This window comes from Streptomyces qaidamensis (assembly GCF_001611795.1).
Taxonomy (GTDB): Bacteria; Actinomycetota; Actinomycetes; order Streptomycetales; family Streptomycetaceae; genus Streptomyces; species Streptomyces qaidamensis.
In genome coordinates this window covers 2,421,705-2,442,315 of the sequence record NZ_CP015098.1, presented here as the reverse complement: position 1 = coordinate 2,442,315, position 20,611 = coordinate 2,421,705, and the positions used below count along the sequence as shown (strand labels likewise).

Below are 20,611 nucleotides of genomic sequence, written 5' to 3'. Positions count from 1 at the left end.
CGCGGAGTCGTAGGGTCGGCCGTATGGCACGGAACGTGGTAATCAGTGGTGGCGGAACGGGAATTGGGCTCGCGGCGGCCCGGGTGTTCGCCGCGGACGGGGATCGGGTGCTGCTGCTCGGGCGGCGGGCCGATGTGCTGGAGAAGGCCGTGGTACCCGGCGCGCTGACGTACGCCGCCGATCTCGCCGAGCCGGAGGACGTGCGCGGTGTCGCCGCCTTCGTGGAACGGGAGTTGGGGGCTGTGGACGTGCTCGTGCACAGCGCCGGGGGCAACGGGCTGCTCGAACCGGATGCGCCGGGTGACGATCCGCTCGCGGCCGTCGCGCACACCTGGAGCGTGAACTTCCGGCTCAACACCCTGACGGCGGTGCTGCTCACCGAGGCGCTGAAGCCGCGGCTCGCCGAGCCCGGCGGACGGGTGCTGTTCCTCAGCTCCATCGCCGCCTACCGCGGGTCCGGGAGCGGGGCGTACGCGGCGGCCAAGGCGGGGCTGCATCCCTACGCCCACGACCTGGCCCGGGAGCTGGGACCGCGCGGCATCACCGCGAACGTGGTGGCGCCCGGGTACATCGAGGACACCGAGTTCTTCGGGGACGCGATGGCGGAGGAGCGGCGGGCGCGACTCATCGGTGAGACCTCGAACGGCCGGGCCGGCACCCCGGGGGACGTCGCCGAGACCCTGCACTGGCTGGCCTCCACTGGCGCCGGGCACATCACCTCGCAGATCATCCAGGTCAACGGCGGCGCCGAGCGCGGCCACTGACCGGCGGAAGGCAGGAGGGGCTCCCCGCGCCGCTGGAGCCCCTCCTGCCTTCCGTGCGCGGGGTCAGCGCTCCGGCCGCCCCGAGTGGTGGTTGCCGTGGTAGCGGCGCTGCTGGGCCGGTACGCCGTCCGGGGACGAGCGGTGGCCGTTGCCGTTGGAGGACGGCGGAAGGACCGCGTCGGCCGTGTTGACCCGGGGCAGGGCGTACGGGTGCTCGTCGGCCAGCCAGCCGACCATCTGCTCGCGGACCGTGACCCGCACCGTCCAGATGTCGTCCGCGTCCTTGGCGGTCACCAGGGCCCGTACCTGCATGGTGTTCGGGGTGGTGTCCGTGACCGACAGGTTGTAGGCGCGGCCGTCCCAGGCCGGGCACTCGCGCAGGATGTCGCGGAGCTTCTCGCGCATCGCGTCCAGGGGAGCCGTGTGGTCGACGTGCCAGAAGACGGTGCCGGTCATCTGCGGGCCTCCGCGCGACCAGTTCTCGAAGGGCTGGGACGTGAAGTACGACACCGGCATGGTGATCCGGCGCTCGTCCCAGGTGTGGACGGTCAGGTACGTCAGGGTGATCTCCTCGACCGTGCCCCACTCCCCGTCCACCACCACCGTGTCCCCGATGCGCACCATGTCGCCGAAGGCGATCTGGAACCCCGCGAACATGTTGCTCAGCGTGGACTGCGCGGCGACACCGGCGACGATGCCGAGGATGCCGGCCGAGGCCAGCAGCGAGGCGCCCGCCGCCCGGAACGCCGGGAACGTCAGCAGCATGCTCGCCGCGGCCACCACGCCGACGATCGCGGACACCACCCGCATGATCAGCGTCACCTGGGTGCGTACCCGGCGGACCCTGGCCGGGTCGCGGTGGGCCCGGGCGTTGGCGTACCGGCTGTACGACGTCTCGACGATCGCCGCCGCGATACGGATGACCAGCCAGGCGGCCGACCCGATCAGTATCAGGGTCAGCGTCCGGCCCACTCCGTCGGCGCGGCTCTCCAGCAGGTCCGCCTCGTCGTAGGACCCTCTCAGCAGGGCCGCGAAGAGGACGAGCATGTAGGGGATGCGGCCACGGCGGAGCAGACCCCACAGCGGGGTCTCGTGGTGCCGTGTGTCGGCCTTGCGCAGCAGGAAGTCGGTGGCCCAGCCGATCACCAGCGTGAGCACGACCGAGCCACCGACCACGATCAGCGGTCGTAGCAGGTTCTCCATGCCCCCGAACCTAACCGGCTCCCGGGGTGCATGAACATGTGACTTCCGCTGCGTCCTGGGTAGTGCCGGGATCCCGGCTCGTCACACCCGGCTGGCACCATGGCCTCATGAACATCATGCTCTTCCACTCGACCCAGGGTCTGCGGCCCGCGGTGCTCCAGGCCGCTGACAGACTGCGCGCGGCCGGACACGAGGTGTGGACGCCCGACTTCTTCGAGGGGCATACCTTCGACACGGTCGAGGAGGGCATGGAGCACCAGGAGAAGATCGGCAAGGAGGAGCTCCTGAAGCGTGCCGTGCTGGCCGCCGCTCCCTACTCCGAGCGCGGACTGGTGTACGCGGGGTTCTCCCTCGGCGCCTCGATCGCGCAGACCCTCGCCCTCGGCGACGACAAGGCGCGCGGCCTGCTGCTCCTGCACGGCACGTCGGACATCGCGCCGGACGTCACGGCCGAGGACCTGCCGGTCCAGCTGCACGTGGCCGAGCCGGACCCCTTCGAGACGGACGACTGGCTCAGCGCCTGGTACCTCCAGATGGGCCGCACCGGCGCCGACGTCGAGGTGTACCGGTACTCCGGGGCCGGCCACCTCTACACCGACCCCGACCTGCCGGACTACGACGAGGAGGCCGCCGAGGCCACCTGGCGGGTGGCGCTCGGCTTCCTCGAAACCCTGTAGCGGCGGTTACACCGGGTCGTAGGAGCGCTCGACCTTCTGCGTCCCGCTGCGGGTGCGGTACGAGCGGGACCACTTGGCGGTCGCGTCGCGCTTCGTGCGGTCGGAGACGACGTAGAAGTCCATCTGCGCACGCTCGGCCGTGATGTCCAGGACGCCGAAGCCGTGCCGGTCGGTGTCGACCCAGTGGACATGGCGGTTGGCGGCGCGGATGACCGGCGCGGCGACCGCCGAGACCGTGCCCTCCGGGACCTTCACGATGTCGTCGAGGTTGTCCGAGGTGACCGAGGTGACGACGAACTCCGTGGCGGCCGACGGGGACAGCGGGTACGTGCCGGCGTCCACCGGCACGTCGTTGGCCCAGGCCATGTGGATGTCGCCGGTGAGGAAGACCGTGTTGCGGATCGCGTTCGCGCGCAGGTGGGCCAGGATCTCGCGGCGGTCGTCGGTGTAGCCGTCCCACTGGTCGGTGTTGAGGGCGAGACCCTCCTGGGGCAGGCCCAGCAGCTTGGCCAGCGGCTTCAGCAGGTCGGCGGAGAGCGAGCCGATGGCGAACGGCGAGATCATCACCGAGTTGCCGACCAGCCGCCAGGTGGTGTCGGACGACGCCAGCCCCGTCTTGAGCCAGTCCAGCTGGGCACGGCCGGTGAGTGTGCGGTTCGGGTCGTCGACCTCGCCGTTGCCGACCTTGACCTGCTGCGAGCGGAAGGAGCGCAGGTCCAGCAGGGAGAGGTCGGCCAGCTTGCCGAAGCGCAGCCTGCGGTAGGTGGTGCCCGCGATGGCCGGGCGCACCGGCATCCACTCGAAGTAGGCCTGCTTGGCGGCGGCCTGACGGGCGGACCAGGTGCCCTCCGCGCCCTCCGTGTGGTTCTCGGCGCCGCCCGTCCATGCGTCGTTGGCGAACTCGTGGTCGTCCCAGATCGCTACGACCGGGGCCGTGGCGTGCAGCGCCTGGAGGTCCGGGTCGGTCTTGTACCGGGCGTGCCGGGTGCGGTAGTCGGCGAGCGTGACGATCTCGTGGGCCGGGGCGTGCGGGCGGACGACCTTGCCGCGGGTGCCGTACTCGCCGGTGCCGTACTCGTAGATGTAGTCGCCCAGGTGCAGCCACGCGTCCAGGTCGCCGCGGGCCGCGAGGTGCCGGTACGGGGAGAACCAGCCGGCCTCCCAGTTGGCGCAGGAGACCACGCCGAAGCGCAGGCCCGCGACGGCGGCGTCGTGCGCGGGGGCGGTGCGGGTGCGTGCGGTGGGGGAGTCGGTGCCGCCGGCGGAGAAGCGGAACCAGTAGTCGGTGCCCGGCTTGAGGCCGCGGATGTCGGCCTTCACGGTGTGGTCGGAGGCGGCCGTGGCGGTGGTCGAGCCCTTGGCGACGACGGTGGTGAACGCCTTGTCCTCGGCGACGGTCCAGCTCACCTCGGTGTCCGGGCCGGCTCCGGAGCCGGGTATCGCCTCCGGTACCGGGGTGACGCGGGTCCACAGCAGGACGCCGTCCGGCAGCGGGTCCCCGGAGGCCACGCCGTGCAGGAAGGCGGGAGCCTGCTCTACGGCGCGCGCAGGCGGGGTCGCCGCCAGCGGCCCGGCCAGGACAGCGGTCGCCGCCGCGGCCTTGACGACCGAACGGCGGCGCGGGGTGAGGGAGTTGATGCCCTCTGACGTATTCGATGATCTGTATCGACTGGTCACGACCGATCAGGTTACTGGTCGGTATGGGCCGGAGCGGGCGAACTCCGGAAGTTCGCCCGCTCTTCACATGCCGACCGGTCCCTGACCAGCCGTCACTTCTTGAGGGCCTCGCCCACGACCCGGTTGAAGTCGGCCACCGTCATCAGCGGTGTGCCCTGGCTGTCGGCGGTGAGCTGCTTGCCGTCCATGACGAAGCCCGGAGTGCCCTTCACGCCTTCCTTGTTGTCGTCGAAGGCCTTCGACATGGCCATCGCCCAGGCGTCGTAGGTGCCCTTCTCGACCGCGTCCTGGAACTTCTTGTTGTCCTTCAGCTCGGGGACGGTGTTCGCGACCTTGATGAGGTAGCTGTCGTCCTTGAACTTGTCGGTCGTCTCCTCCGGGTGGTACTTCGCCGAGTACAGCGCGGCCTTGTAGTCGAGGAACGCCGCGTCGCTCACGTTCAGCGCAGCGCCCAGGGCGCTCAGCGCGTTCTTGGAGCCCTCGCCGTTGTCCCTGTCGTCGATGAAGGTGGCGCCGATGAACTGCATCTTGTACTTGCCGTCGTCGATGTCCTTCTTCACGGTCGGGCCGACGGTCTGCTCGAACTGGGCGCACACGGGACAGCGCGGGTCCTCGTAGATCTTCAGCGTCTTCTTCGCCGAGTCCTTGCCGATGACGACCGTGGTGCCGTCGGTGCCCGTGGTGTTGGCCGGCGTGACGACCTTCTCGTCCTTGACCGCCTCCCAGTGGGTGGGCTTGTTGGCCTGGACGACGGCGTAGCCGATGCCGCCGGCTATCGCCAGGACGCCGACGATCGAGCAGGCGACGATGACCTGCCGCTTCGTCTTCGCCCGCTTGGCCTCGCGCTCGCGCTCGATGCGCAGCCGCTCACGGGCCGCAGTCTTCGCCGACTGGCTGTTCCGCTTGCTCATGGTGATGTTCTCCGTGGGGGAGGCGCACAGCTGTGTGTGCGGGATACGTATGAAGGACTGCTGGTGCTCGAAAGGGCCGCGGGGGGCGCAGGAGCCTCCCGAGACGGCGAGTGCCTTACGCGAAGGCGGACGAGCACGGCGGTCCGCGCCGCCCCAGGGAGTACGCGAGGATCCGGTCGCGGGCGGTAGGGGTGCGGTCCGCGGCACGCGCGGGCAGGCGGCGCCCGGCCGGGGCCCGCTCCACCGCGACCGCGGCGACCGCCAGCAGCAGCGGCCGGAACGTCGTCGCCGTCACCGCCCGCAGCAGCTGGGCCAGGGCTCGCTCGCCGCGGCGCAGCCAGAGGGCGGCGAGGAGCCCGACGCCGACGTGCGCGCCGAGCAGCAGCCAGGCGGTGGCCGGTTCGGCATGGGCGACCGCGGCCGCCAGCCGCTCGGTGCCGGTGGCCCCGGCCATCCGGGCGAGGGGCGTGCCGACCTCTCCGCCGCCGCAGAGCACATCCAGGCCGACCGAGCGCAGGGGCCCGGCGACCGGGCCGCCCGCGCGGCCGTAACAGGCGTGCTGGCCCGTGGTGAACACCGTGTCGGCGGCCAGTTCCAGCGGGATCAGCAGGGCCGCGATCCGCCCGAAGGAGCGCTCCCGGCCCGCCAGGGCGAACGCGATCACGAACACGGCGGCGGCGACCGCTGCCACCGTGCCCACCGGCAGCGGGGCGCGGGACAGCAGCACGTGCGACGCGGTGCTGAGCGTCACGACCACGGCCGTGAACAGCGCCGCGCGTACGGCTCTGAGGCGGATCGCGGATATGTCCATAGCAAAAGGAGAGTCTGTCACGGGGGCCGGTAAGGGACCCCTAAAGGATGCCTGTGAGAGACCTTGCCGTCACAGCCCCGGAATCCGTCCGTTGCGGAACAGGTCGACGAAGGTCTGGTGGTCGGCACGCGCGCGTGCGCCGTAGGTGTGCGCGAAGTCGACCAGCAGGGGGGCGAAGCCCTCCTCGTCGGCCGCGATCGCCGCGTCGATGGCCCGCTCCGTGGAGAACGGCACCAGGGACTCGCCGGACTGGTCGTCCGCCGCCGAGTGCATCGTGGCCGTCGCCCGGCCGAGGTCGGCCACCACCTGCGCGATCTCCTCCGGGTCGTCGATGTCACCCCAGTCGAGGTCCACCGCGTACGGCGAGACCTCGGCCACCAGCTGGCCCGCGCCGTCCAGCTCGGTCCAGCCCAGCCAAGGGTCGGCGTGCGCCTGCAGGGCGCGCTGGGAGATGACCGTGCGGTGCCCCTCGTGCTGGAAGTAGCCGCGGATCTCCTGGTCCGTGATGTGCCGGGAGACGGCCGGGGTCTGGGCCTGCTTGATGTAGATCACGACATCGTTCTCCAGGGCGTCGCTGTGTCCCTCCAGCAGGATGTTGTACGACGGCAGCCCCGCCGAGCCGATGCCGATGCCGCGCCGGCCGACCACGTCCTTCACGCGGTAGGAGTCCGGGCGGGCCAGCGAGCTGTCCGGCAGCGTCTCCAGGTAGCCGTCGAAGGCGGCGAGGACCTTGTAGCGCGTGGCCGCGTCCAGCTCGACCGAGCCGCCTCCGGAGGCGAAGCGGCGCTCGAAGTCGCGGATCTCCGTCATCGAGTCCAGCAGGCCGAAGCGGGTCAGTGAGCGGGCGTCACGCAGCGCGTCCAGCAGCGGGCCCTGTGCGGTGTCCAGCGTGAACGGCGGCACCTCGTCGCTCTTCGCGCCCGTGGCCAGGGCGTGGATCCGCTCGCGGTAGGCGACCGCGTAGATCGTCACCAGCTCGGAGATCTGCTCGTCGCTGAGCGCCTTCGCGTAGCCGATCAGTGCGATGGAGGCGGTGAGACGCTTGAGGTCCCAGGTGAAGGGGCCGACGTAGGCCTCGTCGAAGTCGTTGACGTTGAAGATCAGGCGGCCGTTGGCGTCCATGTACGTGCCGAAGTTCTCCGCGTGCAGGTCGCCGTGGATCCACACGCGCGAGGTGCGCTCGTCCAGGTACGGCCCGCCCCGCTTCTCATCGTCGAGGTCGTGGTAGAACAGGCCGGCCGTGCCCCGGTAGAAGGCGAAGGCCGAGGCCGCCATCTTGCGGAACTTGACGCGGAACGCGGCCGGGTCGGCGGCCAGGAGCTCGCCGAAGGCGGTGTCGAAGACGGCGAGGATCTCCTCACCGCGGTGCTCGCCGTCGAGCTGCGGGAACGACATCGCTGGGTGCCTCCTGGTGCATGCGTGTCAGGGCGGCAGGTCCGCCCTCTGCCTAACGTGCGGCGGTCCGCGGGAGTGCCCGCGAACCCCCGCACGAAGGTACGCGGGTCAGCCCTCCGGGTGTCAGTGCCGAGGCATAGACTTCGACGCTGTCCCCCAGACTGTCCGCAGCCTGCCGGGCCCCATTCGACCCCTGTTCTCTCTGGAGGCCGCAGCCGTGTCAAAGCCGCCGTTCACGCACCTGCACGTCCACACCCAGTACTCGCTGCTGGACGGTGCCGCGCGGCTGAAGGACATGTTCAACGCGTGCAACGAGATGGGCATGACGCACATCGCCATGTCCGACCACGGCAACCTGCACGGGGCGTACGACTTCTTCCATTCCGCGCAGAAGGCCGGGGTCACCCCGATCATCGGGATCGAGGCGTATGTCGCCCCCGAGTCCCGGCGCAACAAGCGCAAGATCCAGTGGGGCCAGCCCCACCAGAAGCGGGACGACGTCTCCGGTTCCGGCGGTTACACCCACAAGACGATGTGGGCGGTGAACAGCACCGGACTGCACAACCTCTTCCGGCTGTCCTCCGACGCGTACGCCGAGGGCTGGCTGCAGAAGTGGCCCCGGATGGACAAGGAGACCATCGCCCAGTGGTCCGAGGGGATCGTGGCCTCCACGGGCTGCCCCTCCGGCGAGGTCCAGACCCGGCTGCGCCTCGGCCACTTCGACGAGGCCCTGAAGGCGGCCGCCGACTACCAGGACATCTTCGGCAAGGACCGCTACTTCCTGGAGCTGATGGACCACGGCATCGAGATCGAGCACCGGGTCCGCGACGGCCTCCTGGAGATCGCCAAGAAGCTCGGCATCCCCCCCCTGGTCACCAACGACTCGCACTACACGTACGCGCACGAGGCGACCGCCCACGACGCCCTGCTGTGCATCCAGACCGGCAAGAACCTCTCCGACCCCGACCGCTTCCGGTTCGACGGCACCGGCTACTACCTGAAGTCCACGGACGAGATGTACGCCATCGACTCCTCGGACGCCTGGCAGGAGGGCTGCGCCAACACCCGCCTCATCGCCGAGATGGTCGACACCACGGGCATGTTCGAGAAGCGCGACCTCATGCCCAAGTTCGACATCCCCGAGGGGTACACCGAGGTCAGCTGGTTCCGCGAGGAGACCCTGCGCGGCATGCACCGCCGCTTCCCGGACGGCATCCCGGACGACCGCATGAAGCAGGTCGAGTACGAGATGGACACCATCATCTCGATGGGCTTCCCGGGCTACTTCCTCGTGGTCGCCGACTTCATCATGTGGGCCAAGAAGCAGGGCATCGCCGTCGGCCCCGGCCGAGGCTCCGCGGCCGGCTCGATCGTCGCCTACGCCCTCGGCATCACCGACCTCGACCCCATCCCGCACGGCCTGATCTTCGAGCGCTTCCTCAACCCCGAGCGCATCTCCATGCCCGATGTCGACATCGACTTCGACGAGCGCCGGCGCGTCGAGGTGATCCGCTACGTGACGGAGAAGTACGGCGCCGACAAGGTCGCCATGATCGGCACGTACGGCACCATCAAGGCCAAGAACGCGATCAAGGACTCCGCACGCGTGCTGGGCTACCCGTACGCGATGGGCGACCGCCTCACCAAGGCCATGCCCGCCGACGTCCTGGGCAAGGGCATCAACCTCGACGGCATCACCAACCCCGAGCACCCCCGCTACTCGGAGGCGGGCGAGATCCGGGCGATGTACGAGAACGAGCCGGACGTGAAGAAGGTCATCGACACCGCCAAGGGCGTCGAGGGCCTGGTCCGGCAGATGGGTGTGCACGCCGCCGGCGTGATCATGTCCAGCGAGACGATCACCGACCACGTCCCCGTCTGGGTCAGGCACACGGACAAGGTCACCATCACCCAGTGGGACTACCCGAGCTGCGAGTCGCTCGGCCTGCTGAAGATGGACTTCCTGGGCCTGCGCAACCTGACGATCATGGACGACGCCGTCAAGATGGTGAAGTCCAACAAGGGGGTCGACATCGACCTCCTGAGCCTCCCGCTCGACGACCCCACGACCTTCGAACTGCTCCAGCGCGGCGACACCCTCGGCGTCTTCCAGTTCGACGGCGGCCCCATGCGCTCCCTGCTCCGGCTGATGAAGCCGGACAACTTCGAAGACATCTCCGCCGTGTCGGCCCTGTACCGCCCGGGCCCGATGGGCATGAACTCCCACACGAACTACGCGCTGCGCAAGAACGGCCAGCAGGACATCACGCCCATCCACCCCGAGCTGGAGGAGCCGCTCAGGGAGGTTCTGGACGTCACCCACGGCCTGATCGTCTACCAGGAGCAGGTGCAGAAGGCCGCCCAGATCATCGCCGGCTACTCACTCGGCGAGGCCGACATCCTCCGCCGCGTGATGGGCAAGAAGAAGCCCGAGGAACTGGCGAAGAACTTCGTCCTCTTCCAGGAGGGTGCCCGCAAGAAGGGCTTCAGCGACGAGGCCATCCAGGCCCTGTGGGACGTGCTGGTCCCCTTCGCCGGCTACGCGTTCAACAAGGCGCACTCCGCCGCGTACGGACTCGTCTCGTACTGGACGGCATACCTCAAGGCGAACCACCCCGCCGAGTACATGGCCGCGCTGCTCACGTCCGTGAAGGACGACAAGGACAAGTCGGCCGTCTACCTCAACGAGTGCCGCCGCATGGGCATCAAGGTGCTCCCGCCGGACGTCAACGAGTCGATGGCCAACTTCGCGGCCCAGGGCGACGACGTGATCCTCTTCGGCCTCTCCGCCGTCCGCAACGTCGGTACGAACGTGGTCGAGTCGATCATCAGGTGCCGCAAGGCCAAGGGGAAGTACGTCTCCTTCCCGGACTACCTCGACAAGGTGGAGGCGGTGGTCTGCAACAAGCGCACCACCGAATCGCTGATCAAGGCCGGCGCCTTCGACGCGATGGGCCACACCCGCAAGGGCCTCACCGCGCACTACGAGCCGATGATCGACAACGTGGTCGCGGTCAAGCGCAAGGAGGCCGAGGGGCAGTTCGACCTCTTCGGCGGCATGGGCGAGGCCGAGACCAGCGAGCCGGGCTTCGGGCTCGATGTGGAGTTCTCGCCCGACGAGTGGGACAAGACCTATCTGCTCGCCCAGGAGCGGGAGATGCTCGGTCTGTACGTCTCCGACCACCCGCTGTTCGGCCTGGAGCACATCCTGTCCGACAAGGCCGACGCCGGTATCTCCCAGCTGACCGGAGGTGAGCACTCCGACGGCGCGGTCGTCACCATCGGCGGCATCATCTCGGGCCTGCAGCGCAAGATGACCAAGCAGGGCAACGCCTGGGCCATCGCCACCGTCGAGGACCTCGCCGGTTCGATCGAGTGCATGTTCTTCCCCGCGACGTACCAGCTCGTCTCGACCCAACTCGTCGAGGACGCCGTGGTGTTCGTCAAGGGCCGCCTCGACAAGCGGGAGGACATCCCGCGGCTCGTCGCGATGGAGCTGATGGTGCCGGACCTGTCGAACGCGGGCACCAACGCGCCCGTGATCCTCACCATCCCGGCCACCCGGGTCACCCCGCCGCTGGTCAGCCGGCTCGGCGAGGTCCTCAGCCACCACAAGGGCGACAGCGAGGTCCGGATCAAGCTCCAGGGACCGACCAAGACCACCGTGCTGCGGCTGGACCGGCACCGGGTGAAGCCGGACCCGGCGCTCTTCGGAGACCTGAAGGTGCTGCTCGGGCCGTCCTGCCTGGCCGGGTGACGCACGGATCTTGATGCGCTTGAGGGGCGTACCCGGAATCGGGTACGCCCCTCGTGCGTATGCGTGGGCTCAACAACCCGTCACGCAGACGTCAGTTGTGGCCGAAGCTGCGCTTTCGCTTGCCGGACGGGGCCATCTCGCCGGGGGTCACCTCGACCTCGGTCTGGGGCTCCGTCTGCGAGGCGGGGCTGCGGTCGGCCCGCTGGCCACGCTCGGTCGGACGCTGCTGCTTACGGTCACGGTTCTTGTTCTTGGCCATGGTGATGCCTCCTGTGGGGGACTAGGGGCCAGGGCCGGGACCAGATTCACACAGGCCGACAACGATCGCATGTCGGACAATTACCGTGTGTGACAGGGGTGGTCGGAGCAGCGCGTCCCGAAACGCCACGCCGAAGATCGAGTTCCGGCCGTTAACCTCCGCGCCGTCGGGCAGACTCGAAGCAAGCCCGAAGCAAACCTCCTGGGAAGAGGGTGAGTCGCGTGGACCGCTGCATCGTCCTGGTGGACGCTGGGTATCTGCTGGGAGCCGCGGCGAGTCTCCTCGCCGGAGAGCCCTCGCGCTCCCGGATCACCGTCGACCACACCGCCCTCATTCAGGGGCTGCGTGAGCGTGCCGAATCCGACACACAGCAGCCGCTGCTGCGCATCTACTGGTTCGACGGCGCCCCCGACCGCGTCCCACAGCCCGAGCACCGCAGGCTGCGCGTGATGCCCCGGGTCACCGTCCGGCTCGGCGCGCTGACCCGCAGCGACGGCCGCTGGGCGCAGAAGGGTGTGGACGCGGCGATGCACGCCGAGCTGACCGAACTGGCCCGCAACCGCGCCTGCTCCGACGTCGTCCTCGTCACCGGCGACGGCGATCTGCTGCCCGGCATGATGGCTGCCAAGGAGCACGGCGTCGCCGTCCACCTGTGGGCCGTGCAGGCCGCCGACGGCGACTACAACCAGTCCGAGGACCTGGTCGCCGAGGCCGACGAGCGACGCGTCCTGGACCGCACATGGATCACCAAGGCCGTCCGCGCCAAGGACTACACCGGGGCGTGCGCGCCGCAGCCCGCGCCCCGGCCCGAGATCGCCGCGATCCTCTCCGCGCCGCTGCCCGAGTCCGCGCTCGGCGCCGCGACCGACCGGCCCGCCCCGCAGCCCCGCCACCCGGTGCCCGGCACCGGGCAGAACGGCACCGAGGAGCGGGTGCCCGCCGCCAAAGGGGTCCCCACGCCCAAGGACCTGGCCGCCCTGCGGGCCCCCGGCCCCCAGCCCGCCCAGCAGCCCGCCTCCGCCACCCTCCGGTGGTCCTCCGACAAAGGCTGGGTCGACCGGCCCACGGCCGAGCCCCCCGAGGCCGCCTCGATGCCGACGCTCGCCCAGCTGACCACGGCAGAGCAGCGGTGGGCCGACCGCGAGGAGGACATCACCACCGTCGGCGGTGACCCCTCCGAGGTGGGGCAGGTATTCGCGGGGCGCTGGGTGGAGCGCCTCGGCGACCAGAACCACCTGCAGAAACTGTCCGGGATGTACCCGCGCATCCCGCACCGCGTCGACGGGGAGCTGCTGCGCTACGCCGCCCGGTTCGGCCTGCTCGCCCACAAGGACGACCAGATCGACGAGCGGGACCGCTACGCCATCCGGGCAGGCTTCTGGCGGGAGATCAGTGTGCGCACGGGCGTCGAGCACCCACCCCTCGACGACTGACGGACCCCTGAGTCCTTTGCCGGCGGATTTCCCGGTATGGACCGACCCGAGAGCGGACCTGGGTCGCCGACCCCGTAGTCTCGTCCCTTGTGAGTAAGCGCGCGGCACAGGCATTTCGGCACGATGGTGGCGTCGTGTGCGCGGTGCGCGGGCTGACCAAGACCTATCCGGCGGTCCGGGGCCGGCGCGGCACTCCCGGAACACCCGAGGTCCGGGCCACGGACGACGTGACGCTGGACATCCGCCGCGGCGAGATCTTCGGCCTGCTCGGGCCGAACGGCGCCGGCAAGTCCACCCTCGTACGCCAGCTGACCGGGCTGATGCGGCCCGACCGCGGCGGTGTGGAGATCCTCGGGCACGACATCGTGCGCCACCCGGAGCGGGCCTCGCGGATCCTCGCCTACCTCGGGCAGGAGTCGACCGCCCTCGACGAGCTGACCGTGTCGCTCGCCGCCGAGACCACCGGGCGGCTGCGCGGCCTGGACATACGGCAGGCGCGGGTCGAGCGGGACGCCGTCCTCGACGAGCTGGGGCTCGCCCCGCTGGCCGGGCGGCCGCTGAAGAAGCTCTCCGGGGGCCAGCGGCGCCTGGCGTGCTTCGCCGCGGCCCTGGTGGGGGAGCGGCCGCTGCTCGTGCTCGACGAGCCGACCACCGGCATGGACCCGGTGGCGCGGCGGGCCGTGTGGTCCGCCGTCGACCGGCGCCGGGCCGAGCGCGGGACGACCGTGCTGCTCGTCACCCACAACGTCATCGAGGCCGAGACGGTGCTGGACCGGGTGGCCGTCCTCGACCGGGGGCGGGTGATCGCCTGCGACACCCCCGCCGGGCTGAAGGAGCAGGTCGCCGGTGAGGTGCGCGTCGACCTGGTGTGGCGGGAGGCGGCCCCGCTGCACGTGCCCGAGGTGGCCGCGCTGAAGGACCGTGTCGTGGAGTCGGGGCGCCGCTGGACGCTGCGGCTCGGGCCCGAGGAGGCCCGGGCGGTCGTCGCGACCGTCACCGGCGGGGCCGCCTTCGCCGCCCTGGACGACTTCACCCTGGCCACGCCGAGCCTGGAGGACGTGTACCTCGCCCTCGGCGGTGCCGTCCAGCAGGGGCTGGTGAAGGTGTGAGCACGAGGGTGCCGGGCGCGCGGGCCGTGAGCACAGCGGCCGCCGTATACGTACCGAACAGGCGACTGCCGCAGTGGACCCGAGCGAAGGGAAGCAGCGCGACGTGAGTGTCGTACCCGCCGATGTCCTGCCGGGCAGTGCCCTGGCCGTGGAGGAGCCCGCCGCGTGCGCGGCCGAGCTCGGACCTCGGGCACGGCTGTGGCCGTCGCTGGCGGCCGTGTACCGGGCCCAGCTGTCCCGGGCGCGGGTGGCGCGGATCCCGCTGCTGTTCGTGGCGACCTTCCAGTCGGTCGGGATCATGATCCTGATGCGCGGGGTCGTGGACGACGGGGCGGAGGCACAGGCCGTCGTCGCCGGGTCGTCGGTCCTGGTGGTGGCCTTCGTCGCGCTGAACCTGCTCGCGCAGTACTTCGGGCAGCTGCGGGCCAGCGGCGGCCTCGACCACTACGCGACGCTGCCGGTGCCGCCGGCGGCCGTGGTGCTGGGCGCGGCGGGCGCGTACGCCTCGTTCACCGTGCCCGGGACCGTCGTGACCGCGGTGTTCGGCTGCGTGCTGTTCGGGCTGCCGATGGCCCATCTGTGGGTCCTCATGGCCGTGATCCCGCTCGCGGGCGCGGCGCTCGCCGGGCTCGGTGCGGCGCTGGGACTGCTCGCGCCCCGGCCGGAACTGGCCACGCTGCTGGGACAGCTGGGCATGTCGGCGGCGCTGCTGCTGGGCGTGCTGCCGGCGGACCGGATGCCGGAGGTCGTGCGCTTCACGAGGGACCTGCTGCCGTCGACGTACGGTGTGGAGGCCTTCGCGCGGACCTTCGGACCGCATCCCGACTGGGCCTTCGTGCTGGGTGACCTCGCCGTGTGCGGGGTGGTGGGCGTCGTCTCGCTGGCCGTGGCGACCTGGGCCTACCGCCGGGCGGCCGTCCGGTGAGCGAGGAGGGATCGTCCGGTGACGCGGCACACAAGCGGGCCTGGCACGATGGCAGGGTGACCGCACCACTGACTCCGCCACCGCCGCCGCACGAACACTCCGCACAGGGTCCGTGGCAGCCGCCGGCCGCCGGGCCTCAGGCTCCGGGGTCGCAGCACGCCGAGTACGCCGGGCACGGCTGGTACGGACAGGACGGCCCCGGGATGAAGACGGAACTGCGGGAGTCCGCCGTGATCACGGTGGCCGTGGCGCTCGGCGGGGTGCTGCTCGGCGTTCTGTGGTGGTGGCTCGCGCCGCACGTGCCGCTCGTCGGCGACGTGGTGGAGAAGAGCTGGGTCGTCTACCTCAAGGACACCGAGGGGGAGCAGGCCATCGGGGTCGACGGCACGTTCACGCTCCTCGGGCTGGGCTTCGGGGCCGTCAGCGCGCTGGTCGTCTTCCTGCTGCGACGGCGCGGAGGTGTGCCGCTGGTGGTGGGGCTGGCCCTCGGAGGGCTGCTCGGGTCGTTGCTCGCCTGGCGGGTCGGGGTGTGGCTCGGACCCGCCCAGGACGTGATCGCGCAGGCTCAGGCCGTCGGGCAGGGCGTGACGTTCGACGCGCCCCTGAAACTGGGCGCGAAGGGGGCGTTGCTGGCCTGGCCGCTCGCCGCACTGGTGCTGCACCTCGGGCTCATGGCGCTGTTCGGACCCCGGGACCCGGAACCGGAGTTCGCGGCCGGGCCGTACCAGGAGTCCTCCCGCGGCTAGGGGGCTTCTGATGGATCTCCGCGGCGTCACGACGCCCGGCGCGCACTCCCCCACGCTCGGCTTCGTTCGAGCGGGGGGACCCCCACGCCGCACGCCGTGAACGGGCAGGTGGCTTCGCCACATGACCGTTCCCGACGCACGCCGGTCGCACGCACCGGACGCTGCTCCTTCTTCCACGGAGATCCATCAGAAGCCCCCTAACGGCCGATGGGCGCCAGGACCGCCTCCGTCAGCTTCTGGAGATCCTCCGGAGCGAGTTCCACCTCAAGGCCCCTCCTGCCCGCCGAGACGCAGATCGTCGCGTGCGCCGCGGCCGAGGCGTCGAGGACCGTCGGCAGCTTCTTGCGCTGGCCCAGGGGCGAGATGCCGCCCCGGACATAGCCCGTCGTGCGCTCCGCCAGGGCCGGGTCGGCCATCGCAGCGCGCTTGCCGCCCACGGCCGCCGCCAGGGCCTTCAGGTCCAGTTGGCCCGCCACCGGGACCACCGCGACCGTCAGCGTGCCGTCGACGTCCGCGACCAGGGTCTTGAAGACGCGGTCGGGCGAGACACCCATCGCCTCGGCGGCCTCCTCGCCGTAGGAGGGGTGCGAGGGATCGTGGTCGTAGGCGTGGACGGTGTATGTGACGCCCGCAGCGGTCAGGGCCACGGTCGCGGGTGTGCCGCCGGACTGCTGCTTCTTCGACTTCTTCGCCATGGAGCGGCATCCTTCCAGACGGTGGAACGCGGACCGCCCCGCCCGGAGAGGTTCCCGGGCGGGGCGGCACACGAGGACGCGAGGTCCTGCTGAGCCTGGGTCAGCAGGTCGCCCACGGGGTCTCGAAGGTTCCCTGGCCCTCGACCTTGATCAGGCCCTTCCAGTCCACGTCACAGCGGTAGCTCATCGTCCAGGTCTGGACTTCCCGGTCGCCTGTCGAGATGCTCTCCGTCGGTCCGTACGTGCTTCCGCCGTTGGTGGTGCGGTAGCCCAGCTTCGCCCTGATCTGCCCGCCGGACTTCTTCGTGTAGAAGACCTCGACGCGGCTGGGGCTCGTGTTCAGCGATATGCACAGCTGCCCGTTGCTCAGGCTGGTGCACTCGACGCGGTCCTGGGCCTTGGCGGGCGCCGCTTGCGCGGGCGCGACCAGGAGCGTGGAACCGATGGCGACACCGGCGGCGACGGTGAGAATGCGCGCACGACTCATTGTGAATCCCCCTTGATGCGGTCATGGCCATGATCATGGCCGGTCGGGCTTGATCATAGGCAGGTCGATCACGGGGGCCCCACAGGTTTTCAGTCGTCCCGGTGGCCGGATCCGTCCCTTGCGTCCCGGCGGGAAATCGTCCTCCTCGTTTCCGTCGAGACGTGTCTTTCCCTCAGTTGAGGCTCATCGGGCCGCGCGTCAGCTCCGACGCCGGCAACGACGGCAGACTACGGATGATCGCCGTCTCGGAGCGGAGGAGTTTCAGCTCGTCGCGCAGGCGGGACGCCGTGTCGGGGGCCTGGAGCAGACGCTGCTTGGCCGGGGTGTCCAGCATCATCGCGGCCGCCACGAGGTACGACACCACGCCCGGCTCGTCCGGCAGTTCGGCCCCCGTCGCAAGGGACCGCTCCCGCGCCCCGGCCAGCCGCTTCTGGTACTGGCGGAAGGACCTCAGCACCCCTTCGGCCAACGGCGCGGCCTCGTCGCCCGGTTCCTCCTCCAGCGGCTCCAGTTCGGCCGTCAGGAAGGGCCCGGACGCCTCGACCGACAGCAGCTTCACCCGGGTCGTGCCGGTCGCGAGCACCTCGAAGGAGCCGTCGGTGCGTTCCCGGATCGTCGCCGCGTCCGCGATGCAGCCCACCTTGTGGAACGCCTTGACCGGGTCCGGGCCGAAACCGGCAGCCGGTCCCCGCTCGGGCACGGCCGTCGGGTCGGGCATGCCGGGCGAGGTCGAGGCCACCTCGTGGCCGTCGCGGATCGCCACGACGGCGAACCGGCGCGGCTCGTCCTCGGGCGTCTTCAGCAGCTCGCGCATCATGGCGCGATACCGCTCCTCGAAGACGTTGAGCGGGAGCACGAGCCCCGGGAACAGCACCGAGTTCAGTGGGAAGAGGGGGAGCCGGACGGTGGTCACGACGCAAAAGCCTAATGGTCGCCGGGGCGGACTCGCCCGCCCCGTTCATTCCGTGGATGCCCGGACGGGTCCCCGGCCGCCCCGACCCGGATGTCCTCGCGCACCCGCAGGAAGTGCCCGAGAGGGTCGTCCGACAGCCGGTCCCAGGGGAAGGAGGTGGCGTACGGACCGTTCAGGCGCAGTTGCTCGGTGGCGTCCGGCCAGCGCTCCAGGCACACCAGGACGAAGATCAGCAGGTTGCGCATCCGGGCCGGCCAGGGGTCGGCCGCCGGCAGCCGCGGGGACAGCGCGATCGCCCGGTCGGCCGCCGCGTCCAGCCGCTCGCGCGGGATCTCGGGCCCGCAGTCGTCGGTGAGGTAGCCGAAGGCCGCCCGCAGCGGCAGGGCCTGGACGAGCGCGCCGGCGGGAGCGTCCTGGGCGGCCCGGTCGGCGAAGTCGAAGCACTCGTGGTGCGAACCGTGCCAGTACGTGGCCAGGTAGCGCAGGGCCGCCACATGGCACCCGTAGTGGTGCGGGGCGCGGCGGACAGCCGCCGCCCACAGTTCCTCGAAGTAGGTGTGCCCGGCCTGTGCGCCCCGGGCGTGGTCGAGCGCGAGCCGCCACGGCACGGGGTCCCGCTGGTCGCCCCGGGCCGCTGCCGTGATCAGCGGGCTCACCTCGCGCAGCAGCTCGGCCCGGGCCGGTGACTGCCAGGCGCGGTCCACCGCCAGCTGGGCCCCGACCAGCAGCGCGTCGGGGTCCTGCGGGGCCGTGGCGAGCCAGGCGTCCAGCCACTCGGGCCGCGAGCGCGCGAAGGCGGCCAGCCGGGTCACGTACCGGTCGCGCCGCTCCCACTCCGAGGCCACGCGGGTGGCCAGGAGCAGCGAGGCGGCCGGGACGTGGTCACCCCGGGCCGCGGCGACCAGCGCCGGACTCAGCCGGGAGTCGGGCGCGTCGAGCAGCACCTCGTCGTCGGCGCACGGCTCGCCGACGAGGTGGGGGGAGGTCCTTGCCATCCGGCTCGCACGGATGAACGGGAGCTGCATTGCCATGGTGCCGACCATTGAAAGTCCGCTGCTCATGACGGCGCCAGACTGTTCATGGAACCTGCGGAAAGTTGTACATCCAATGGTCAAGAGAACGTAAAACCGCGACACTTCGATAACTGTGGTCACACCAGCACCATCAGTTGCGGCGAAGCAGCCGCGTCGCGCCCGCCGCCACCGTCGTCGCCAGGATCCAGCCCAGCAGGATCATCGCCGTCGCCAGCCACTGCCAGCCCCCGTGCAGCTGCCAGAAGCCCACCTGGCCCAGGTCGATGACCGGCAGCAGTAGATCGAGGGTGAAGAGCGTGGGGTTCCAGTCCGGGTGCTCGCCCCGCTTCATCGGCGGCTGCCCGGCCCGCGCGAAGGCGAGGGACCCCGCCGCCCACAGCACCGCCATCCACACCGCGGCCCGGCCCGGACGGTATCCGTAGGCGACCGTCCAGTCCTGCGCGTACCCCCACAGCTTGGCCGCCATCGGCAGGCTCTCGCGACGCCGGCGCTGCTTGGCGAGCAGTACCTCCCGGGCGTCCTCGTCCTCACCGCCGGCCCGCAGCACGGCCGCGAGCCGCTCGTACGGCTCCGGGTTGTACTCGGCGGTCGCCGCAGCCACCCAGTCCAGCCGCTCGGCCAGCGGGAACGGCCCGCGCGGCACGAGGTTCTCGTAGGTGAAGCCGCCCATGTGCAGCCGCCCGGGGCCCGGCCAGGCATCCGCCCGGTCCATCAGGTTGATCACCTTCGCCCCGGACAGCACCACCCGGCCGCGCACCGGCTGCTCCCCGAGGAAGCGCAGCTCCGGCGTCTGCACCCGGCGCAGCGACAGCTCCTGGTCGTCCGTGAGGGTGAATCCGGCCGCCTCGAAGTCGACGGCGTCACCGAACCGGCCGTCGTCCAGCCGGATCCCGCCCACGCACGCGAAGCGCTGGATGCGCGTTCCCTGCGCCGGGGTCATCCCGCTCATCGCCTGGGCGCCGACCCCCGCCGGCGTCAGATACAGACTGCGCTCCACGGTCAGCTGCGGGGCGTTCAGCGCGAGCCGCTCGTAGGGGTTGGACAGACGGGCACCGCGCAGGCTCAGGGAGACACCGACGGTGGCGGCGCGCAGGCTCAGCTCGCCGTGCGACTCCAGCAGCTCGGCCTGTAGGTCCTGGCCGACGGTCAGGCCGTCCGCCGCGATCGACCGGCCGCTGTGATCCCGGTGCACGATCGCCTGGTTGAGCATCAGGTCCGTGCCGATCTGCGCGTCCGTGAGCCGGATGCCGTGGTGGAAGCGGCAGCGCGGCAGATGGAGATCGCCCTCCGTCTGCACCCGGGCCGCCTCCAGCCGCGGCACCGAGCAGTCCACCATCCGCAGGGTGGTGAAGCGGGCCTCCGGCAGCAGCACGTCCTGCTCGAACCGGCACCGGCGCATCTCGGCGTACGGCACCACGGTGCCGCCCGCCAGGTCCAGTGAGCCGCTGACCTGCACGCCGATCAGCTTCAGCGACGACACGCGGCCGGCCAGGGCGGGTGGGCCGTCGAGGAGCAGCCAGCACACGATCCGGGCCCGGACCGTCCGCTCCTCGCCCCACGGACGGCCGCCGTGCGGATCGTCCTCCAGGGCGTCGCCGCTGCTCAGGTCGTACACGGTGCCGTTGCGGAAGGCCTGCCACATGCCGGCCTCGGTCGCGGTCAGGTCCTCGGGCACATCCCCGGCACGGACGCCGGCCCCCTCGGTCACAGCTCTTCCGTCCTCCCCAGGTACTCGCGGGTCACTTCCCTCGTACACCAGTTCATGCCCGCTGTGTGACCCCCCGAACACACCACGTGAAGGTGATCTTCCGGCGT

The 20,611-nt window shown here is 70.9% G+C and carries 18 protein-coding genes; 7 read left to right on the top strand and 11 right to left on the bottom strand.

Going from position 1 to position 20,611, the window contains the following annotated elements:
* Positions 1 to 23 precede the first annotated feature (23 nt).
* Positions 24 to 764 carry an SDR family NAD(P)-dependent oxidoreductase gene (locus A4E84_RS10690; RefSeq protein WP_062926330.1) on the top strand — a complete coding sequence of 247 codons (741 nt, stop codon included), beginning with the start codon at positions 24 to 26 and terminating at the stop codon, positions 762 to 764.
* 63 nt (positions 765 to 827) lie between these two features.
* Here A4E84_RS10690 and A4E84_RS10685 read toward each other — a convergent pair whose 3' ends face one another.
* A complete protein-coding gene (locus A4E84_RS10685; protein WP_062926329.1) occupies positions 828 to 1,967 on the bottom strand; it encodes a mechanosensitive ion channel family protein in 1,140 nt (379 codons plus the stop codon).
* A 62-nt stretch (positions 1,968 to 2,029) separates the two neighbouring features.
* On the opposite strand from A4E84_RS10685, the gene A4E84_RS10680 reads away from it, so the two are divergent.
* Entirely contained in the window at positions 2,030 to 2,644 is a 615-nt protein-coding gene (locus A4E84_RS10680; RefSeq protein ID WP_261340625.1) for a dienelactone hydrolase family protein, read from the top strand.
* A gap of 6 nt (positions 2,645 to 2,650) precedes the next feature.
* On the opposite strand, the gene A4E84_RS10675 is transcribed toward A4E84_RS10680, so the two are convergent.
* From A4E84_RS10675 to A4E84_RS10660, 4 genes are all read right to left on the bottom strand, one after another.
* Entirely contained in the window at positions 2,651 to 4,321 is a 1,671-nt protein-coding gene (locus A4E84_RS10675; protein ID WP_062926328.1) for an alkaline phosphatase D family protein, read from the bottom strand.
* Between the two features lie 92 nt (positions 4,322 to 4,413).
* Positions 4,414 to 5,232: a thioredoxin domain-containing protein gene (locus tag A4E84_RS10670; RefSeq protein WP_062926327.1), complete on the bottom strand. Its 819-nt coding sequence runs from the start codon at positions 5,230 to 5,232 to the stop codon at positions 4,414 to 4,416.
* Between the two features lie 115 nt (positions 5,233 to 5,347).
* Positions 5,348 to 6,043 carry a hypothetical protein gene (locus tag A4E84_RS10665; RefSeq protein ID WP_062926326.1) on the bottom strand — a complete coding sequence of 232 codons (696 nt, stop codon included), beginning with the start codon at positions 6,041 to 6,043 and terminating at the stop codon, positions 5,348 to 5,350.
* Positions 6,044 to 6,112: 69 nt separating this feature from the next.
* A complete protein-coding gene (locus A4E84_RS10660) occupies positions 6,113 to 7,438 on the bottom strand; it encodes a DUF2252 domain-containing protein (protein ID WP_062926325.1) in 1,326 nt (441 codons plus the stop codon).
* A gap of 217 nt (positions 7,439 to 7,655) precedes the next feature.
* Here A4E84_RS10660 and dnaE point away from each other — a divergent pair, with 217 nt between their 5' ends.
* Positions 7,656 to 11,195 (top strand): DNA polymerase III subunit alpha, encoded by a 3,540-nt coding sequence (dnaE, locus tag A4E84_RS10655; RefSeq protein ID WP_062926324.1) that lies wholly within the window; start codon positions 7,656 to 7,658, stop codon positions 11,193 to 11,195.
* Between the two features lie 91 nt (positions 11,196 to 11,286).
* Here dnaE and A4E84_RS43375 read toward each other — a convergent pair whose 3' ends face one another.
* Positions 11,287 to 11,454 carry a hypothetical protein gene (locus tag A4E84_RS43375; RefSeq protein ID WP_167455405.1) on the bottom strand — a complete coding sequence of 56 codons (168 nt, stop codon included), beginning with the start codon at positions 11,452 to 11,454 and terminating at the stop codon, positions 11,287 to 11,289.
* A 221-nt stretch (positions 11,455 to 11,675) separates the two neighbouring features.
* On the opposite strand from A4E84_RS43375, the gene A4E84_RS10650 reads away from it, so the two are divergent.
* The 4 genes from A4E84_RS10650 to A4E84_RS10635 all read left to right on the top strand — a co-directional run bounded on the left by A4E84_RS10650 (position 11,676) and on the right by A4E84_RS10635 (position 15,667).
* Positions 11,676 to 12,887: an NYN domain-containing protein gene (locus A4E84_RS10650; RefSeq protein ID WP_062926323.1), complete on the top strand. Its 1,212-nt coding sequence runs from the start codon at positions 11,676 to 11,678 to the stop codon at positions 12,885 to 12,887.
* A gap of 134 nt (positions 12,888 to 13,021) precedes the next feature.
* Positions 13,022 to 13,996 carry an ABC transporter ATP-binding protein gene (locus tag A4E84_RS10645; RefSeq protein ID WP_062926322.1) on the top strand — a complete coding sequence of 325 codons (975 nt, stop codon included), beginning with the start codon at positions 13,022 to 13,024 and terminating at the stop codon, positions 13,994 to 13,996.
* A gap of 103 nt (positions 13,997 to 14,099) precedes the next feature.
* Positions 14,100 to 14,921 (top strand): ABC transporter permease, encoded by an 822-nt coding sequence (locus tag A4E84_RS10640; RefSeq protein ID WP_062926321.1) that lies wholly within the window; start codon positions 14,100 to 14,102, stop codon positions 14,919 to 14,921.
* A 56-nt stretch (positions 14,922 to 14,977) separates the two neighbouring features.
* The gene (locus tag A4E84_RS10635; protein WP_062926320.1) at positions 14,978 to 15,667 is read left to right on the top strand and encodes a hypothetical protein; all 690 of its coding nucleotides are present in this window, start codon (positions 14,978 to 14,980) and stop codon (positions 15,665 to 15,667) included.
* Between the two features lie 197 nt (positions 15,668 to 15,864).
* On the opposite strand, the gene ybaK is transcribed toward A4E84_RS10635, so the two are convergent.
* The 5 genes from ybaK to A4E84_RS10610 form a co-directional block, all read right to left on the bottom strand.
* Positions 15,865 to 16,362: a Cys-tRNA(Pro) deacylase gene (ybaK, locus tag A4E84_RS10630; protein WP_062926319.1), complete on the bottom strand. Its 498-nt coding sequence runs from the start codon at positions 16,360 to 16,362 to the stop codon at positions 15,865 to 15,867.
* Positions 16,363 to 16,462: 100 nt separating this feature from the next.
* Positions 16,463 to 16,849 carry a hypothetical protein gene (locus A4E84_RS10625; RefSeq protein WP_062926318.1) on the bottom strand — a complete coding sequence of 129 codons (387 nt, stop codon included), beginning with the start codon at positions 16,847 to 16,849 and terminating at the stop codon, positions 16,463 to 16,465.
* Between the two features lie 172 nt (positions 16,850 to 17,021).
* A complete protein-coding gene (locus A4E84_RS10620) occupies positions 17,022 to 17,762 on the bottom strand; it encodes an LON peptidase substrate-binding domain-containing protein (RefSeq protein ID WP_062926317.1) in 741 nt (246 codons plus the stop codon).
* An 11-nt stretch (positions 17,763 to 17,773) separates the two neighbouring features.
* Entirely contained in the window at positions 17,774 to 18,805 is a 1,032-nt protein-coding gene (locus A4E84_RS10615) for a hypothetical protein (RefSeq protein ID WP_062926316.1), read from the bottom strand.
* Between the two features lie 121 nt (positions 18,806 to 18,926).
* Positions 18,927 to 20,504: a hypothetical protein gene (locus A4E84_RS10610; RefSeq protein WP_062926315.1), complete on the bottom strand. Its 1,578-nt coding sequence runs from the start codon at positions 20,502 to 20,504 to the stop codon at positions 18,927 to 18,929.
* Between the last annotated feature and the right edge of the window lie 107 nt (positions 20,505 to 20,611).

Bases quoted from the DNA above. Each gene is read 5' to 3' on its own strand.
- A4E84_RS10690 (WP_062926330.1), top strand. From the start codon at position 24: ATGGCACGGAACGTGGTAATCAGTGGTGGCGGAACGGGAATTGGGCTC.
- A4E84_RS10685 (WP_062926329.1), bottom strand. From the start codon at position 1,967: ATGGAGAACCTGCTACGACCGCTGATCGTGGTCGGTGGCTCGGTCGTG.
- A4E84_RS10670 (WP_062926327.1), bottom strand. From the start codon at position 5,232: ATGAGCAAGCGGAACAGCCAGTCGGCGAAGACTGCGGCCCGTGAGCGG.
- A4E84_RS10665 (WP_062926326.1), bottom strand. From the start codon at position 6,043: ATGGACATATCCGCGATCCGCCTCAGAGCCGTACGCGCGGCGCTGTTC.
- A4E84_RS10660 (WP_062926325.1), bottom strand. From the start codon at position 7,438: ATGTCGTTCCCGCAGCTCGACGGCGAGCACCGCGGTGAGGAGATCCTC.
- A4E84_RS43375 (WP_167455405.1), bottom strand. From the start codon at position 11,454: ATGGCCAAGAACAAGAACCGTGACCGTAAGCAGCAGCGTCCGACCGAG.
- ybaK (WP_062926319.1), bottom strand. From the start codon at position 16,362: ATGGCGAAGAAGTCGAAGAAGCAGCAGTCCGGCGGCACACCCGCGACC.
- A4E84_RS10625 (WP_062926318.1), bottom strand. From the start codon at position 16,849: ATGAGTCGTGCGCGCATTCTCACCGTCGCCGCCGGTGTCGCCATCGGT.
- A4E84_RS10615 (WP_062926316.1), bottom strand. From the start codon at position 18,805: ATGGTCGGCACCATGGCAATGCAGCTCCCGTTCATCCGTGCGAGCCGG.